The sequence below is a fragment of the Streptomyces sp. NPDC086519 genome (assembly GCF_040686075.1).
GTDB lineage: Bacteria > Actinomycetota > Actinomycetes > Streptomycetales > Streptomycetaceae > Streptomyces > Streptomyces shenzhenensis.
Map to the genome: position 1 here is coordinate 120,297 of NZ_JBFBJL010000011.1, position 16,480 is coordinate 136,776.

Sequence of the window (16,480 nt, forward strand, 5' to 3'; positions counted from 1 at the left end):
GGGCAGCGGCGAGCACCGAGGACTGAGGAACGTAGATGACCACCCGTCACACCGTGGCACCCAAGGGTCAGGGCGGCCGGGGCGCGTACCAGACCATCGGCGAGGCGATACGCGCCGCCTCGCCCGGCGATCTGGTGGTGATCGCACCCGGCACCTGGACGGAGAACCTGGTGCTGGACCGCGCGGTGGTGCTGACGGCCGAGCACGGCCGGGGCAGTGTGGTGATCGCGGCGCCGCCCGGTGAGGCGCCCGCGGTGACCGTGGACGGGCCGGACTGCGCCCTGCACAACATCACGGTGTGGGGCCCGGACGCGGGCCTGCCCGCGGTCAGCGTGTCGCCCGGGGCCGGGCTGGTCCTGGAGGAGTGCTCGGTGGAGGGCGGCCGGGTCCAGGTGAAGGGCCCGGAGGACGAGGAGGGCGGTACGACTGCCGTCGTACTGCGCCGCTGCCGTCTGGAGGGGGCCAGGCTGGCCGGTCTGCACCTGGCGGGCGGTGTCCGCGCCCGGCTGGAGGACACGGCGGTGACCGGCGTCGACGGCACCGGCGTGGTCCTCTCCGGCACCGCGAGCCTGGACGCCGTACGGCTGCGGCTCGAACGCACCACCGGGTCCGGGATGCGGCTGCGCGGCCGGGCCCGGCTGCGGCTGACCGACTCGGTGCTGGCGGGCAGCGGCAGGGCGGGGCTGCTGCTGGAGGACTCCACCGAGGCCACGGCCGGCGAGTCGCGTATCGAGACGCCCGGTGCGGCGGGGGTGCATCTGACCGGCTCGGCGCGGGCCGAGCTGACCGACTGCCGGATCCGGGGTGCCGCCGCCAGCGGACTGGTGGTGCAGGAGACGGCCCGGCTCAGCGCGTCCGGCTGTTCCGTGGCCGACGCGGGGGCCAACGGCCTGCTTGTCACGGGCTCGGCCGAGGCGGAGCTGGCCGACTGCCGGATCGACCGGAGCACCTTCAGCGCGGTGCATCTCGCCGGTACGGCCGTCGGGCGGCTCGCCGACTGCCGGGTGCGGGGCGGCTCCGAGCACGGCGTGCACGCCACGGGCGAGGCCCGGATCGAGCTGACCGACTGCGGGATCACGGACGTCGCCATGACCGGGGTCAGCGTCCTGGAGCGGGCGGTGGCCACGCTCACCGGCTGCCGGGTCGCCGGGTCCGCCGCCGGGATCGGCATCGGCTCGCCCGCCGGGAGCACCGTCGCGGACACCACGGTGACCGGGACCAAGGAGATCGGCGTGCAGGTCGCCAAGGGGGCGGCAGTCTCCCTCGCCGGGATCCGGATCAGCGGCGCCGGGGCGGCCGGGCTGGTCGTCGACGAGGGTGCCGAGGCGACGGTGACCGGCGGCCGGGTCGAGGACTGCGCGGGCTCGGGCGCCGTCGTGTGGACCGGCGCCAGGCCGGAGGTGACCGGGCTGCACATCGACCGGCCGGGCAAGAACGGGGTGTTCCTGGCCGAGGGCGCGGGCGGCACGTTCACCTCGGTCGACGTCACCCGCGCGGGTTTCCCGGCCCTGCACGTCGCCAAGGGCGCCGACCCGGTCTTCCGGCACTGCCGGATCCGGGACTGCGCGCAGGCGCTGGGCACCGACGAGGGCGCCGAGCCGGTCCTGGAGGACTGCACGGCCGACGGCACCCCGCTGACCTTCGGCACCGTGGCCGCGTCCCCGGCGAACGGCAGACCCGGTGCCGCCCCCTCCGCCGCGTCCGCCGCCAAGGGCGCGGACGACTCCGGCGAGCCGGAGGAGGAGAACCTGGAGGACCTGCTCGGCGAACTCCACGAACTGGTCGGCCTGGACCGTGTGAAGCAGGACGTCGGCTCCCTGGTCAAGCTCATGCAGACGGTCCGCCGCCGTGAGGAGGCCGGGCTGCCGGCCCCGCCGCTCAGCCGCCACCTGGTGTTCGCCGGCAACCCCGGTACCGGCAAGACCACGGTCGCCCGCCTCTACGGCCGTCTCCTCAAGGCCCTCGGGCTGCTGCGCCGGGGCCACCTGGTCGAGGTCGACCGGACCGCGCTGGTGGGCGAGTACGTCGGCCACACCGGCCCGAAGACCACGGCCGCCTTCAACCGGGCGCTCGGTGGCGTGCTCTTCATCGACGAGGCCTACTCCCTGGCCCCGGCCTTCGCGGGCAACGACTTCGGCACCGAGGCGGTGGCCACCCTGGTCAAGCTGATGGAGGACCACCGCGACGACGTGGTCGTCATCGCCGCCGGCTACCCCGGCGACATGCACCGGTTCATCGGCTCCAACCCCGGCCTCGCCTCCCGCTTCGGCCGCACCCTCCTCTTCGAGGACTACGAGCCGGGCGAGCTGGTGTCGATCGTCGAGTTCCAGGCGGGCCGGCACCGCTACGAGCTCACCCCCACGGCCCGCACCGAACTGTTCTCGCTCTTCGAGGCCATGCCCCGGGGCGAGGGCTTCGGCAACGGCCGCTCGGCCCGCCAGATCTTCCAGGAGATGACCGAGCGCCAGGCCCAGCGCGTCGCGGAGTTCACCGCCCCGACGGCGGAACAGCTGATCAGCCTGGAGGCCCACGACCTGCCCCACCCGGCCGCACGCTGACGGCACGCTTCGTTTCGTACAATTTGAGGCCGAACGACTGTGCGGCGGCCGGCCGCCGCACGGTCCTGGGGAAGGTCGAGAAGGAGTCACCCGTGCCCGGTCAGCGGTCCATCACCGAAGCCGAGAAGCTCGCCTCGGCGAAGCTCGGCGGCATCCCGGTCCGCCGGGAACAGATGGCGGCCGTGGCCAACATCCACCGGGCCGCCTCCGCCGTGCGCCAGCACCTGGAGAACTCCGTGCTGCGCGACTCGGACCTCACCTGGACCGCGTTCGTGGTGCTCTGGGTCGTCTGGGTGTGGGGCGAGTCGGAGACCCGGCACGTGGCGGAGGAGGCCGGCATCTCCAAGGGCACGCTCACCGGTGTGGCCCGCACCCTGGAGTCGCGTGGGCTGCTCGGCCGCGCCGGACATCCGGGTGACGGCCGCCTGGTCCTGCTCAGCCTCACCGAGAAGGGCGAGGAGCTGATGCAGCGGGTGTTCCCGGCGTTCAACGAGGAGGAGGCCTTCGTGACCGCCGGGCTCAGCGACGCCGAGTGCCGCACCCTCGCGGACCTGCTGCGGCGGGTCGTGCTCCAGGTCGAGGAGCACGGCGAGGAGCGGCGGCGGGAACTGCTCGGCGGCGCCGAGCCCGCGCCGCGCCGCAGCGGGCGCCGGCCCAAGGCCTGATCCGGCGGCGTGACGGCGGCCCGGCCGGGCCCTTCATTCCGCCGCGGCCCGCACCAACGCGTCGAACAGGCGCTGCTGGACCGGGTCCTCGTGCGCGGTGTCCTCGGGATGCCACTGCACGGCGGTGAACCAGCCCCGGGCACCGGCCAGTTCGAGACCTTCGACCGTGCCGTCCGCCGCGGTCGCGGTGACGGTGAGGCCGGTGCCGAGGCGGTCCACCCGCTGGTGGTGGTAGCAGGAGGCGTCCACCTTCTGCTCCCCGACCGCCTGTTCGACGCGCGAGCCGGGACGGACGGTCACCGGATGACGCAGGTGCCGGTGGGTGCGGTCCGGACCGCCCATGTCCTGCTCCAGCGTGCCGCCCAGCGCCACGTTCACGGCCTGGAGACCCCGGCAGACGGCCAGCAGCGGCAGGCCCGACTCCAGTGCGTGGCGGGCGACTCGAAGGTCGAAGGTGTCCTGGAGGTCGTCGACGTCGTAGACGGTGTCGTGGGTGTCGGCGGCGCCGTAGCGGTGCGGGGCGAGGTCGCCGCCGCCGGGCAGCAGCACACCGTCGAAGCGGGCGAGCCGGGCGGGCACCTCGGTGTCGGCGGGGTGGATGCTCGCGGGTTCGCCGCCGGCCCGCCACACGGCCTCGATCAGGGCCCGGGCGTTGACCTCGGCGGCGAAGCGCAGCGCCGAGGTGGTGGCGGAGAACCGGGCGGGTACGGCGATGAGCGGGCGGAGCGGACGGGTCACAGCTGGATCCAGGTCGTCTTGAGTTCGGTGTACTTGTCGATGGCGTGCGCGGACTTGTCCCGGCCGTTGCCGGACTGCTTCATCCCGCCGAAGGGCACGGTCAGGTCGCCCTCCTCGTAGCAGTTCACCCAGACCGTGCCGGCCTTCAGGGCGCGGGAGACCCGGTGCGCGGTGGACAGGTCGGAGGTCCACAGGCCGGCCGCGAGCCCGTACTCGGTGGCGTTGGCGAGCCGGACCGCCTCGTCCAGGTCGTCGAAGGCGAGGACGGACAGCACCGGGCCGAAGATCTCCTCGCGGGCGAGGCGCATGCCGGGGTCGACCCGGTCGAAGACGGTCGGCCGCAGATAGCTGCCGCCGCTCTCGGTCAGGGCGCGCTCGCCGCCCGTGCGCAGCCGGGCCCCCTGCGCGCGCCCGGCGGCTATGTGCTCCCGCACGCGCTCCAGGTGCGTTTCCCCGACCAGCGCGCCCATCTCGGTCGCCGGGTCCAGCGGGTCGCCGATGCGGAGTTCCTCGGCCCGGCGTACGACGGCCTCGGTCACCCGCTCCGCGATCGAGGAGTGGACCAGGAGCCGGGAGGGCGCGGTGCACATCTCGCCCTGGTTGAAGAAGATCCCCCAGGCGGCGGTGGCGGCGGCCCGGTCCAGGTCGGGGGCGTCCGGGAGGATGATGTTGGGCGACTTGCCGCCCAGTTCCAGCCAGACCCGCTTGAGGTTGGAGTCGGCGGAGTAGCCCAGGAAGTGGCGGCCGACGGCGGTGGAGCCGGTGAAGGCCAGCACGTCGACGTCCGGGTGGAGACCGATCGCCCGGCCGGCCGTCGGGCCGAAGCCGGTGACGACGTTGAGGACACCGGGCGGGAGTCCGGCCTCGGTGCCGATCCGGCCGAGGAGCAGGGCGGAGAGCGGGGAGGACTCGGACGGCTTCAGGACGACCGTGCAGCCGGCCGCGAGCGCCGGGGCCACCTTCCAGCTCGCCAGGGTGAGGGGGAAGTTCCAGGGGACCACCGCGCCGACGACGCCGGTCGGCTCGCGGGTGACCAGGGCGAGCGCGTCCGGGGCGGTGTGCGGGGACTCGTCGGCCAGTTTGTCGGCCAGCTGCCCGTACCAGCGGAAGGTGGTGAGGGCGGCGCGCAGTTCGACGGCGTACGCCTCGGTGACCGGCTTGCCCATCTCCACAGTGATGGTGAGGGCGAGTTCCGCCCGCCGCTCTTCGAGGAGTTCGGCCATGCGCAGCAGGATCCGGCCGCGCTCGGCGGGCGCCATGCGGGGCCAGGGCCCGGAGTCGAAGGCGCGGCGGGCGGCGGCCACGGCGTGGTCGACCTCGGCCTGGCCGGCGTCGGCGACCTGGGTGAGGAGCTGTCCGTCCCGCGGGGAGACGACGGCGAAGGCGGCTCCGTTCCCGGGCTCGTCGGCGCCGTCGATGTGGTGGTGTGCGGGCAGGTCGAGGGCCTTGGCCCGGCTGAGCAGTTCGTCGTGGGTGTCGTCCAGCATGGTGTTCCTCGTCGGAGGGTCGGGGCCCGGCCCGCGAGGGCCGGGCCCGGTGGGGTGGGTCAGCGGCCGTGGACGAGTCGTGCGGTGCCCGCCCCGAGGAGCAGGACGGCGGGGACGGCGAGGACGAGCCAGACGGCCGTGGTGGTGGCGCCGCCGATGAGGGTGGTGAAGTTGGCGAGGATCACCCAGATCATGGCGGCGATGCCGAGGGCGCCGAGTGCCGGGGCGATCAGCGTGTTCCAGGGCCGGGTGTCGAGGCGTTCGCGGCGGAAGAAGACGATCACCGAGACCGAGGTGAGGAAGTACAGCAGCATGCAGGCCAGGACCCCGATGCCGCTGAACCAGGAGAAGAGGGTGAGGACCGGGTCCTTGCCGGTGACGGCGAAGGGCAGCACCAGGAGCGCCGCGATCGCCGTCTGCGCCAGGCCGGCGACCCACGGCGCGTGCCGGTGGTTGAGGGTGCGCAGCCGGCCGGGCAGCAGGCCCTCGCGGCTGAGGGAGAACAGGTAGCGGTTGGCGGAGTTGTGGAAGGCGAGGATGCCGGCGAAGAGGGAGGTGGCCAGCAGGATCGGCAGCACGTCGTTGACCCAGCCGCCGAACTGGTCGGCGATCGGCGCGAAGACGAAGACGGTGGAGTCGCCGCCGGCCAGGGCATGGCCCGCGGCCGCGGTGACCTTCGAGGGGCCGTACGACGAGACCAGCATCCACGACACGAAGGCGAAGAAGCCGGTGACCACGGCGACCGACAGGTAGGTGGCCCGCGGGACGGTCTTGCGGGGCTCGCGGGCCTCCTCGCCGTAGATGGCGGTGGCCTCGAAGCCGAACATCGAGGCGACGGCGAACATCAGGGCCACGCCGGGCGCGCCCTGGAGCACGGCGCCGGGCGAGAACGTCCCCCCGAAGTCGAGCCCCTCGGGGCCGCCGCCCTTGACGAAGGTCACCAGGGCGAAGGCCAGCAGGATGCTGAACTCGGTCAGGACGAACACGGCGAGCACCTTGGCGCCCAGCTCGATCCCGGCGGCGCCCAGGACCTGGACGACGGCCATGGTCACCAGGGCCCACACCCACCATGCGAGGTGGACGTCGCAGTAGTGCTCGACCAGCCCGCTGACGGTGAATCCGTACAGGCCGTACATCGCGGCCTGGACCGCGCAGTAGGCGAAAAGTGCCACAGCGGCGCTGCCGCTGCCGGTCGTGCGGCCCAGCCCCTTGCCGATGTAGGTGTAGAAGGCGCCGGCGTTCACGACGTGCCGGCCCATGGCGACGAAGCCGACCGAGAACAGCAGGATCACCGCTCCGGCGAGGGCGTAGGCGGCCGGGGCTCCCGCGCCGTTGCCGACGGCGACCGCGATCGGCACGGCGCCCGCGATACCGGTGAGCGGTGCCTGGGCGGACAGGACGAAGAAGAGGATGCCCAGGACACCCAGGGCGTTGCGTTTGAGGGTGGCCGCGGGCTGGTGGCCCGCTCCGGCCTGCGGAGGGGCGTCGACCGTCTGACTGTCCACTCGGATCACCTGCTGAGGGGAAGGGAGAGTTTTCGTTTTGAGCCAAACGAGTTGCCCCATGGTGGGCCTGAACTATCCATCTGACAAGGGGGTGGGAAGGGGAATTTACGCCAGGGAAACCGCTGCGCCCAGGGCATGGCAAACTCCCGGCGCGACCGCGACGGGGGGTTTCGGGCCGGGCACGCTCAGTCGCGGTTCTCCGGCGGCCGCTCACCCAGGGTGCGCAGCAGGGCACGCAGCTCGGCCAGGGCCGCCTCGGTCTCCGCGCGGTCGCCGATGCCGGTGAGCTGGTGCAGCACCAGGCCGTCCAGCGCGGCGAAGACCAGCCGGTTGAACGCCGGGCCGGCGTCGCCGGGCAGGATGCGGGCCAGCTCGCGCTGGGAGGCGCCGAAGTACTCGTCGTAGAGCGCGCGGACCTGCGGCAGCAGCTCGGGCCGGCGGCGGGCCTCAAGGAGCAGTTCGTACTGGTACGCCTGGCCGTCCGCGTCGTCCTCGACCATGTCCGTCAGACCGGCCACGAAGTCCTCGGGCTCGCCGGTGCCGGGCTCCAGCAGGCTGCTGCTGAGGCTGAGGCGCACGGCGTAGGCGAGGGATTCCTCGATCAGCGCGTCCCGGGAGCCGAAGTGGTGGACGACCAGACCATGGGTGACCCCGGCCTCCTCGGCCACGGCCCGGTAGGTCAGGTGCCGCAGCCCGCGCGCGCCGACGACCCGGACCGCGGCCTTCAGGAGCGCCTCGCGCCCCTCCCCGTAGCCGAGCCGCTTGCGCGACCGGGCACCGGGCCGGTCGTCGGGCTGGTGCGAGGTCGCGGCGGATTCGGTCATGGTCGCGACCCTACCCGCCGGGTCCCGGCGCCTGCTCCGGCGTCTACCTGCGGGGCGCGCGGATGCCACGGAACTCCCAGTCGCCGCCGAGCGCGGTGGACAGCACTTCCTCGGACTCGGTGGGCTGCGCGCCGACGTCGGTGCGGATGGGGGCGGGTCCGGTGACGATGTGGTTGGTGAGCCGCCCCAGGCCCTCCACCTCGACCTCGACCACGTCCCCGGGCCGGACGGGCCGGGAGTTCGCCGGGGTGCCGGACAGCAGCACGTCGCCGGGGTACAGGGTGATGGTGCGGGCGATGTCGGCGACGAGGTAGTGCATGTCCCACGTCATCTCGTCGGTGGATCCGTCCTGGACGACCTCGCCGTTGACGTACGTGCGCAGCCGCTTGCCGTGGAAGTCCCAGTCGGTGACCAGACCGGGGCCCAGCGGGCACAGGGTGTCCGACCCCTTCACCCGAAGCATGGACCCGGCGTCGGTGTCCCGGAAGTCGTGCAGCCCGAAGTCGTTGGCCACCGTGTACCCGGCGATGTAGTCCCCCGCCTGCTCGGGCGGTACGTTCCGCGCGGTCTTCCCGATGACGATGGCGACCTCGCCCTCGTAGTTGAGCCACTTGCAGCCCTCGGGCCGGACGACGGCGCCCCGGTGGGAGTTGAGGGCGGAGGTCGGCTTGTGGAAGTAGGTCGGGGTGCCGGGCAGCCCGATCCCGAACTCCTCGACCCGGCTGCGGTGGTTGAGATGGACGGCGATCACCTTGGACGGCACGACCGGGGGCAGATGCCGCGCCTCCTCGGTCCTGACGCGGCGCCCGTCACCGGCGACGAGTTCGTCCCCGGCCACGGTGACCTGGACGGCGGCGCCGTCCAGGAGGATACGGCGATACTCAGAAAAATCGGAAAAAGCAGCCATGACGGCCTTCCTAGGGGCGACGGTGCGGGTTGCGGGGCGCACCGGGCAGGGGTGCTCCGGTGCCGGTCCAGCCGTCGGCGGGCCGGTCGAACCAGAGGTGGACCTGGCCGGTGCCGATGGAGTTCTCGTACTCGCCGTACTGCCGGGCCGGGGCGGCACAGGCCTGTTCGCCGAGGGCGCCGGCCATCATCAGATAGTGGAAGAACCTCGCCTCGGGCTTGAACTTCCAGAACTCGTCCATGGTGTCGAGGACCTTGTCGTGACGGCCCTCCTTGAACCACTCGATGCGCTCGTGGTCCGCTTCCCGCGCCTGGGGGGTGCGGATGTGCACCGGGTCGCTGGCCTCGTGGTCGCGCAGCTCGCGCAGCGGCCAGAAGGTGTGCGAGAGGGCGCCGGAGGCGATGAGCAGCACCCGCCGCCCCTCGGTCGCGGCGATACCGTCGGCGAGCGCCCGGCCGAGCCGCAGATGGTCCTCCATGTCGCCGGTCTGGCACACCCCGATGGTCACCCACCGCTTGCCGGGCAGGCCCTCCCCCAGGAACTTCCAGAGGTTGACGGTGGCGTAGAAGATGGGCAGGTACTCGTCGTCGATCGCGGTGATCCAGGTGCCGTGCCTGTCGGCGAACGAGGCGATGTTGTGGGCGAGTTCGGGGTCACCGGGAATGTCGTACGGCATCCGGCACATCCCGCGCGGCAGCTCCTCGGAGGTGAACAGCCCCGCCCTGCGCTGCTGTGCCGTGACGACGAACTCGACGGTCGTCGCCCAGTGCGAATCCAGTACCACGACGGTGTCGTAGTGGTTGGCGGCATCCCGCTCGAAGACCTCCTCACGAAGCTGCTTCAGGCCGGTGACGAGGGTGATCTCCTTGCCCTCGTTCAGCTCCAGCCGGTCTGCCTCCGGCAGCACGATGGTGGGGACGTGGGCGAGGAGCCCCGCCCCGACGATCTCACCCATGGTCCTTCCAGCCCTTCGGTGCGGTGACGGTGTTCTTCAGGTCGCAGTAGAAGTCGAAGCTCCAGGTGCCGCCCTCGCGCCCGACCCCGGAGAGGCGGGAGCCGCCGAAGGGCGCCTGGAGGTCGCGGACGAAGAAGCAGTTGACCCAAACGGTGCCCGCGACGAGCTGCGCGGTGACGCGTTCGGCCCGATCGGGGTCACCGGTGACGACGGTGGCGGCCAGGCCGAAGCGGGTGTCGTTGGCGAGGCGGACGGCTTCGTCCTCGCCGGCGAAGGTCTGCAGGGTCAGGACCGGGCCGAAGACCTCCTCCTGGACTATCTCCGAGTCCTGGGCGACATCGGTGAGCAGCGTCGGCTCGTAGTACTGACCGTCCTTGCGATGGCCCCCGATGACCGCGCGGGCTCCCGCCGCGAGCGCCCGCCGCACGAAGCCGTCGATCTTCTCCAGCTGGCGGGGGTGGACGGTGGGCCCGATGTCGGTGGCCTCGTCGCGCGGGTCGCCCTGCGTGAGCGCGGTGGCCTTTTCGACGAAGCGGCGCGTGAACTCACCGGCGACCGACTCCTCGACCAGCAGCCGGGTGCCCGCCAGGCAGACCTGCCCGGCGTTGTCGTACTGCTCCACCGCGAGACCGGCGGCCAGCTCCAGGTCCGCGTCGGCGAACACCAGCAGGGGTGATTTACCGCCGAGTTCGAGACTCAGGGGTGTCAGGTTGGCGGCGGCCGAGGCGGCGATGCGCCGGGCGGTGGGCACGGACCCGGTGAAGCTGATCCGGCGCACGTCCGGGTGCGAGGTGAGGGCGTCGCCGATCTCGGCGCCGTACCCCTGGACGACGTTGAGCACGCCGGGGGGCAGCCCGGCCTCGGCCGCGATGTCGGCGAGGAGGGAGGCGGTGAGCGGGGACCACTCGGCGGGCTTGAGGACGACGGTGTTCCCGGCCGCGAGCGCCGGGGCGACCTTCCAGGTGGCCAGCATGAGCGGTGCGTTCCACGGGGTGATCAGCACGCAGGGCCCCGCGGGGTCCCAGCTGACGTGGTTGGTGTGCCCGCGGGTCTCGAAGTCGTCGTGGCCGAGTTGCAGCAGCCAGTCCGCGAAGAACCGGAAGTTGTGGGCGACGCGCGGCATGACGCCACGGCGGTGGGAACGCAGGAGCGCGCCGTTGTCCGTGGTCTCGACGATCGCGAGGTCTTCGATGCGCTTCTCGACGCCGTCGGCGACGGCGTGGAGGATCCGGGCGCGTTCGGCACGGGGGGTGGCGGCCCAGGCGGGGAAGGCGTCGCGGGCGGCGGCGACGGCCGCCTCGGCTTCGGCGGGGCCGCCACGGGCGATCTCACCGATCGGCCGCCCGTCGATGGGCGAGCTGTCGGTGAAGGTCCCGACGGAGGCGACCCGTCGGCCGCCGATCCAGTGCCGGGTGTCGACGGGCACACCGGCGACGACGATGCTGTCAGCCATGAGAAGGGCTCCTTTTCAGAAGGGGGATCCGCACCCGCCCAGGGGCGCGGGGCTGTGTGGGTTGTGCGGCTGCCGCCGCGTGGGCGCGACCGGCCACAGCGCACCCGCGTCCGACGACGCACCTCACTCGGCGACCGCTCCCGACGTTCCGGACTCAAGAAGCCGCCCGCCGTCCCACACCACTCCCACCCGCCGGTAGTACGCGGCGATCGGCTCCCGGACCTCCAGCCGGGCCAGTTCCTCCGTAGGCGCCTCGAACAGCTCCAGCTCGGCCTCCCCCACCCATGGCCGGCCGCCCTCGAACTCCGCCGCCCCCGACTCGATCAGCTCGTCCAGAGCCAGCCCCTTGCCCTTCTCGATCGACGGCAGCCACCGGTGATGGGCCATCGGGTGCCCGTTGACGAACCCGTTCGTCTCGGACGGCTCCCGCAGTGTCACCACCGCCTGGGCCAGCCGCCGGTCGGCCGCGGCCAGCGTCGCCCCGAACCTGGCCCCGGCCTCGATCCGGGGCGCGGGCCCGTAAGGATGCGGCCGGGTCTGGTGAATCGACCCGAGTTTCTTGGGATACCCCTGGTGCAGCCCCCGGGCGATCGCGAAGTCCTTGTCGACCCAGATGTGGACGCATCGCGAGTACGTCTGCCCGCGGTACTTGCAGCGCACGACCGCGAAGGCCTCCTTGTACTGCGAGCGCACCGGATCGAGCAGTTCCGCCCCGGTCGCCGAACAGGACTGCCAGTCGGCCCAGATCAGGGCGACCGCGCCGGGATCCTCGTCGGCCGGTTCCAGCGGCTCGGGCAGCAGTTCACGCACCCGCGAAGGATCCGTCCGGTACTCGACGGTGAGCAGGTCACCGGAGTACCGCCACGGCGGCGACGGGATCAGCGACGATGCGCCGCTCGCCGTCTTGGGAGGGAAAAAGCCACGTACACCGGTCACTTGAGGCTCCTTGAGCGGTCAGGAAAGGGGCAGGGCGGGCTGCTTGAGCAGCTCGGCCCGGTAACGGGCGGCGGACGCGGCCACGGCCTGGCCGCCGAGCGCGACGACACCGACGAGCCGGCCGTCGTGGTGGTAGCCGACGAGCACGTCCGCCTCCGGGTCGCCGTCGAGGACGCGGACGTCCTGCTTGCCGAGCACCGGCGCCCCGAAGGACTGGAGCCGGAAGTCGTGCTGGTCGCTCCAGAAGGTGGGCAACGGCGCGAAGGGCGCCGGCGCGGCCCCGGCGACCAGCGTTCTCGCCGCGTGCCTGGCGGTGTCGGTCGGAATGCACCAGTGCTCGACCCGGCGCGGCACGTCGTCGTAGCGGGCGTTGGGGAACCGGGCCACGTCTCCCACCGCGACCACGTCCGGCCGGCCGCCGGCCCGCAGGCAGGCGTCGGTGAGCACGCCGTCGGTCAGGTCGAGTCCGTTGCCGTCGAGCCACTCGGTGTTGGCGACCGAGCCGACCGACTCGACCACCACGTCGGCGGGCAGCACGGAACCGTCGCGCAGTTCCACTCCGGTCACCCGCTCCTCGCCCGCGAACCCGGCGACGGCGGCACCGAGCGCGAAGCGCACCCCGCGCTGCTCGTGCCGTCTGCGCAGCGCCCGGCCCAGCAGTTCTCCGAGCGGTCCGACCATCGGCAGCGGCAGCGGATCGACGACGGTCACCTCGGCGACGCCCAGGCCCACCGCGGTCGCGGCGACCTCGCAGCCGATGAACCCGGCCCCGATCACGACGACCCGGGCGCCGGGCCGGATCAGCTCCTCGCGCAGCGCCCGGGCGTCGTCGAGGGTGCGGACCGTGTGGCGGCCGGCCCGTGGTCCCGGGCAGTTCAGGCGCCGGGGGCGCATCCCGGTGGCGACGACCAGGCCGTCGTACGACAGCTCGGTGCCGTCGTCGAGCCGTACCGTCCGCTCGTCCAGTTCCGCGGCGACCACCCTCCTGCCCAGCCGCCACTCGACGTCGGACACGCTGGCGCGCGGCCGGAAGGCGAGGGACTCGAAGGGGGCCCTGCCGGCCAGGACCTCCTTGGACAGGGGCGGCCGGTTGTAGGGCATGTGCGGTTCGTCGCCGACAAGGGTGATCGCGCCGGTCCAGCCCGCCGCCCGCAGTTGCTCGGCGGCGCGCAGACCGGCCATCGAGGCGCCGGCCACGACGATGCGCGCGCTCACGGTCAGGCCTCGATCCGGATGGCCTGGAGCGGGCAGACGTCGGCCGCTTCCTCGACCTCCTCGCGCAGCGCGTCGTCCGGGTCGGAGACGTGGGCGAGGTGGCCGGCGTCGTCCAGGGAGAAGACGTCGGGGGCCGCGAAGACGCACTGGCCGTGGTCCTGGCACTTGTTCATGTCGACGACGACCTTCATGGCCGGTCCTCCTGAGGGAGCGGGTAGCGAAGGGAGAGGGGAGGAAGTGGGCCCGGCCGGTCCTGCCGGCCGGGCCCCGCCAACGGGTTGCGGCGAACCGCGACCCGGACTCGTTTGGCTTCAAACAAGGTAGGCAGCGGCCACCCCCTGGTCAATACCTATCCGTATGGATAAATTCTTTGCGCCGACCCCTTGCGGCCAACCCCACCCCTCCCTACCGTTTGGCTTCAAACGACAGGCCGGAAGCCGTCGGCGGCATCGCCCCGGCCGCCCCTTCGGCTCCCCCGTTCACCACCTGCCTTCCGGCCCCGGACCTCTCGGATCTCCCGGTCCGGGCCCACCGGGTGGTGTCCCGACGTCCGTCCGCCCGAGGAGACAACGGTGAGCGATCACGACCCCGCAGAAGTCCGCCGGCAGCTGGACCGGCTCGCCGCCGACGGCATCGATGTCGTCCGGGTGACGTATCCGGACCTGCTCGGCACGGACCGGGCACGTGACGTGCTCGTGGAGGAGCTGCCGCGGGCCCTGGAGCACGGGCTGGCGTTCTGCCGGGCCGTGTACCACACCAGTCCGCAGGGGGACGTGGCCCCGGTCAGCGGCGGTCTGGACGCCGGTCTGCCGGACGTCTGCGTACGGCCGGACCTCGCCACCCTGGTCGCGCTGCCCTGGGAGCCGGGCGTGGCGTCCTGCCTGGCCGACGTGACCGATCCGGCCACCGGGGCGCCCGCCCCCGAGTCACCGCGCGATGTGCTGCGGTCGGTCCTCGACCGGTGCCGGGAGCACGGGCTGAGCCCGGTCGTCGGACCCGAGCTGGAGTACTTCCTGTGCGAGCCGGACCAGACCGGCGGCTGGCGGCGCTACGGCGGCACCCCGGGTGTCGTCTACACCGCCGGCCTGCGCGCCGACCCCGACAACCATCTGCTGCGCACCCTGCGGCAGGTACGCGACCTGGGCATCGGGGTGCTGAGCGGGAACCACGAGTTCGACGGCGGGCAGTTCGAGATCAACCTGCTGCACTCGGAGGCACTGTCCGCGGCCGACCGGGCGTTCCGTTTCAAGGCCGCGGTGAAGGAGCTGGCCCGGCGCGAGGGGCGGCTCGCCACCTTCATGGCCAAGCCCTTCAACGACGCGGGCGGCTCCGGCTTCCATCTGCATCTCTCCTGCACCGACGCCGAGGGCGGCAACGCCTTCGACGACCCGGCCGGCGGGTACGGCCTGTCGGCCGCCGCCCGGCACTCGATCGCCGGCATCCTCGCGCACGCGCCCGCCCTGGCCGCGCTGCTGAACCCGACCGTCAACTCGTACAAACGCTTCGGGCCCGACACCCTCGCCCCCTGGCTGATCGACTGGGGCCTGGACAACCGCAGCGCGATGGTCCGCGTGCCGCCCGAGCGCGGCGCCGGCGCCCGGCTCGAACTGCGGCTCGGGGACGCCAGCGCCAACCCGTATCTGGCGATCGCCGCGACCGCGGCCGCCGCACTCCTCGGTGTCCTGGCCGGCGAGGAGCCGCCCGCCCCGCTGGAGGGCTACGGGTACGACACCACGAAGGCGGCCGTGCTGCCGGTGGACCTGTCCGCCGCGCTGGACGCGCTGGAGGCGGACACCGCGCTGGCCGAGCTGCTCGGCAAGGAGTTCGCCACGTCGTACCTCTCCTACAAGCGCAACGAGGTCGAACGCTTCCAACGGCACGTCACCGACTGGGAGTTCACCGAGTACGCCTACCACCTGTGACCACCAGTGACCATCAGTGACCACTTGGAAGGATCAACGATGACCACGGCCACCGGCGTCGAGGCCATGCGCCTCGCCGACGTCGACCTCGCGAACCTCGACAACTTCACCGACGGGGTCACGCCCTGGCGGATGTTCCACACCCTGCGCCACGAGGACCCCGTGCACTGGCAGCCGGAGGAGGCGCCCAACTCCGGTTTCTGGGCGGTGACCCGGCACGCCGACATCGCACGTGTCGACCGGGACGCCGAGACGTTCACCTCCAGCCGGTTCGTGAACCTGGAGGAGCTGGACGAGGACCAGATCCGCAAACGCGCCTCGATCCTGGAGCTGGACGGTGTCCGCCACCGCGCCCTGCGCAGCGTGATCCAGCGGCAGTTCGGGGCGGGGATCATCGGCAGCTACACCGACTTCCTGCGCGGGCTGACGGCGAAGACGCTGGACGCGGCGCTGGCGAAGGGGACCTTCGACTTCGTCAAGGACGTCTCCGCGGACTTCCCCATCAACGTCCTGGCCCGGCTCCTCGACGTGCCGCCGGAGGACAACCAGCAGCTCATCGACTGGGGCAACCGCATCATCGGCAACACCGACCCCGACTACGCGGACGTCCTGCTGCACAGTGCGGAAAGCGAGAAGTACCGCGACCTGCCGTTCCGTTCCCCCGCCTCGCTCGAAGTCTTCGAGTACGGGCGGGAGCTGGCCCGGCAGCGGCGCGGCGGCGCGGGGACGGACCTGGTCTCCAAGCTGGTCAACACCACTCCGCGCGACGGAGTCCCGCTCTCCGCGCAGGACTTCGACAACTACTTCCTGCTGCTGGTGGTGGCCGGCAACGAGACCACCCGGCACACCATCAGCCACTCGATGCTGGCCCTCCTCCAGCACCCCGAGCAGCTGGCCCGCCTGAGGGACGACCCGTCACTGATCCCGACGGCGGTGGAGGAGTTCCTGCGCTGGGCCTCCCCCGTCTACCACTTCCGCCGTACCGCCACCCGTGACGTCGAGCTCGGCGGCAAGCGGATCAGGGAAGGCGACAAGGTCGTCATGTGGTACGCCTCGGGCAACCGCGACGAGGAGGTCTTCGGCAACCCGTACGACTTCGACGTGGCCCGGCAGCACAACGACCATGTCACCTTCGGCAAGGGCAGCCCGCACCTGTGCCTGGGCAACCTGCTCGCGCGCACCGAGATCCGGATCATGTTCGAGGAGCTGATCCCCCGGCTGGCCGGTATCCGCCTGGCCGGCGAGGTACCGCGGGTGCGGTCGAACTTCGTGAACGGCATCAAGAGGCTGCCGGTGGAGGTGACCCTCGCCTGAC

General features: G+C 72.4%; 14 protein-coding genes. 4 read left to right on the forward strand and 10 right to left on the reverse strand.

The window, feature by feature from the left end:
• Window positions 1-35 precede the first annotated feature (35 nt).
• Entirely contained in the window at window positions 36-2,558 is a 2,523-nt protein-coding gene (locus tag AB0P24_RS13305; protein ID WP_365793299.1) for a right-handed parallel beta-helix repeat-containing protein, read from the forward strand.
• 92 nt (window positions 2,559-2,650) lie between these two features.
• Window positions 2,651-3,223: a MarR family winged helix-turn-helix transcriptional regulator gene (locus tag AB0P24_RS13310; RefSeq protein ID WP_365793301.1), complete on the forward strand. Its 573-nt coding sequence runs from the start codon at window positions 2,651-2,653 to the stop codon at window positions 3,221-3,223.
• A gap of 33 nt (window positions 3,224-3,256) precedes the next feature.
• Here the strand turns inward: AB0P24_RS13310 and AB0P24_RS13315 are convergent, their stop codons facing one another.
• The 10 genes from AB0P24_RS13315 to AB0P24_RS13360 all read right to left on the reverse strand — a co-directional run bounded on the left by AB0P24_RS13315 (window position 3,257) and on the right by AB0P24_RS13360 (window position 13,434).
• Complete coding sequence (locus tag AB0P24_RS13315) at window positions 3,257-3,961, reverse strand: type 1 glutamine amidotransferase (RefSeq protein ID WP_365793303.1); 705 nt, start codon at window positions 3,959-3,961, stop codon at window positions 3,257-3,259.
• On the reverse strand, window positions 3,958-5,448 hold the full coding sequence (locus AB0P24_RS13320; RefSeq protein WP_365793305.1) for an aldehyde dehydrogenase: 1,491 nt from the start codon (window positions 5,446-5,448) through the stop codon (window positions 3,958-3,960). The genes AB0P24_RS13315 and AB0P24_RS13320 overlap by 4 nt, the downstream gene beginning before the upstream one ends.
• 59 nt (window positions 5,449-5,507) lie before the next feature.
• The gene (locus AB0P24_RS13325) at window positions 5,508-6,962 is read right to left on the reverse strand and encodes an APC family permease (RefSeq protein WP_365793307.1); all 1,455 of its coding nucleotides are present in this window, start codon (window positions 6,960-6,962) and stop codon (window positions 5,508-5,510) included.
• A gap of 176 nt (window positions 6,963-7,138) precedes the next feature.
• Entirely contained in the window at window positions 7,139-7,777 is a 639-nt protein-coding gene (locus AB0P24_RS13330) for a TetR family transcriptional regulator (protein ID WP_365793309.1), read from the reverse strand.
• Window positions 7,778-7,820: 43 nt separating this feature from the next.
• A complete protein-coding gene (locus AB0P24_RS13335) occupies window positions 7,821-8,684 on the reverse strand; it encodes a fumarylacetoacetate hydrolase family protein (protein WP_365793311.1) in 864 nt (287 codons plus the stop codon).
• Window positions 8,685-8,694: 10 nt separating this feature from the next.
• Window positions 8,695-9,639, reverse strand: coding sequence for a 3,4-dihydroxyphenylacetate 2,3-dioxygenase (locus tag AB0P24_RS13340; RefSeq protein ID WP_365793313.1), 945 nt, complete (start codon window positions 9,637-9,639; stop codon window positions 8,695-8,697).
• Window positions 9,632-11,092: an aldehyde dehydrogenase gene (locus AB0P24_RS13345; protein WP_365793315.1), complete on the reverse strand. Its 1,461-nt coding sequence runs from the start codon at window positions 11,090-11,092 to the stop codon at window positions 9,632-9,634. Before AB0P24_RS13345 ends, AB0P24_RS13340 begins: the two co-directional genes overlap by 8 nt.
• A 123-nt stretch (window positions 11,093-11,215) precedes the next feature.
• Window positions 11,216-12,028, reverse strand: a complete 813-nt coding sequence (locus tag AB0P24_RS13350; RefSeq protein ID WP_365793317.1) for an acetoacetate decarboxylase family protein — start codon at window positions 12,026-12,028, stop codon at window positions 11,216-11,218.
• Window positions 12,029-12,046: 18 nt separating this feature from the next.
• The gene (locus AB0P24_RS13355; RefSeq protein WP_365793319.1) at window positions 12,047-13,243 is read right to left on the reverse strand and encodes an FAD-dependent oxidoreductase; all 1,197 of its coding nucleotides are present in this window, start codon (window positions 13,241-13,243) and stop codon (window positions 12,047-12,049) included.
• 2 nt (window positions 13,244-13,245) lie between these two features.
• Window positions 13,246-13,434, reverse strand: coding sequence for a ferredoxin (locus tag AB0P24_RS13360; RefSeq protein WP_365793321.1), 189 nt, complete (start codon window positions 13,432-13,434; stop codon window positions 13,246-13,248).
• A 381-nt stretch (window positions 13,435-13,815) separates the two neighbouring features.
• Here AB0P24_RS13360 and AB0P24_RS13365 point away from each other — a divergent pair, with 381 nt between their 5' ends.
• Window positions 13,816-15,165, forward strand: a complete 1,350-nt coding sequence (locus tag AB0P24_RS13365) for a glutamine synthetase family protein (RefSeq protein WP_365793323.1) — start codon at window positions 13,816-13,818, stop codon at window positions 15,163-15,165.
• 39 nt (window positions 15,166-15,204) lie between these two features.
• A complete protein-coding gene (locus AB0P24_RS13370) occupies window positions 15,205-16,479 on the forward strand; it encodes a cytochrome P450 (RefSeq protein WP_365793325.1) in 1,275 nt (424 codons plus the stop codon).
• Window position 16,480: the final 1 nt, after the last annotated feature.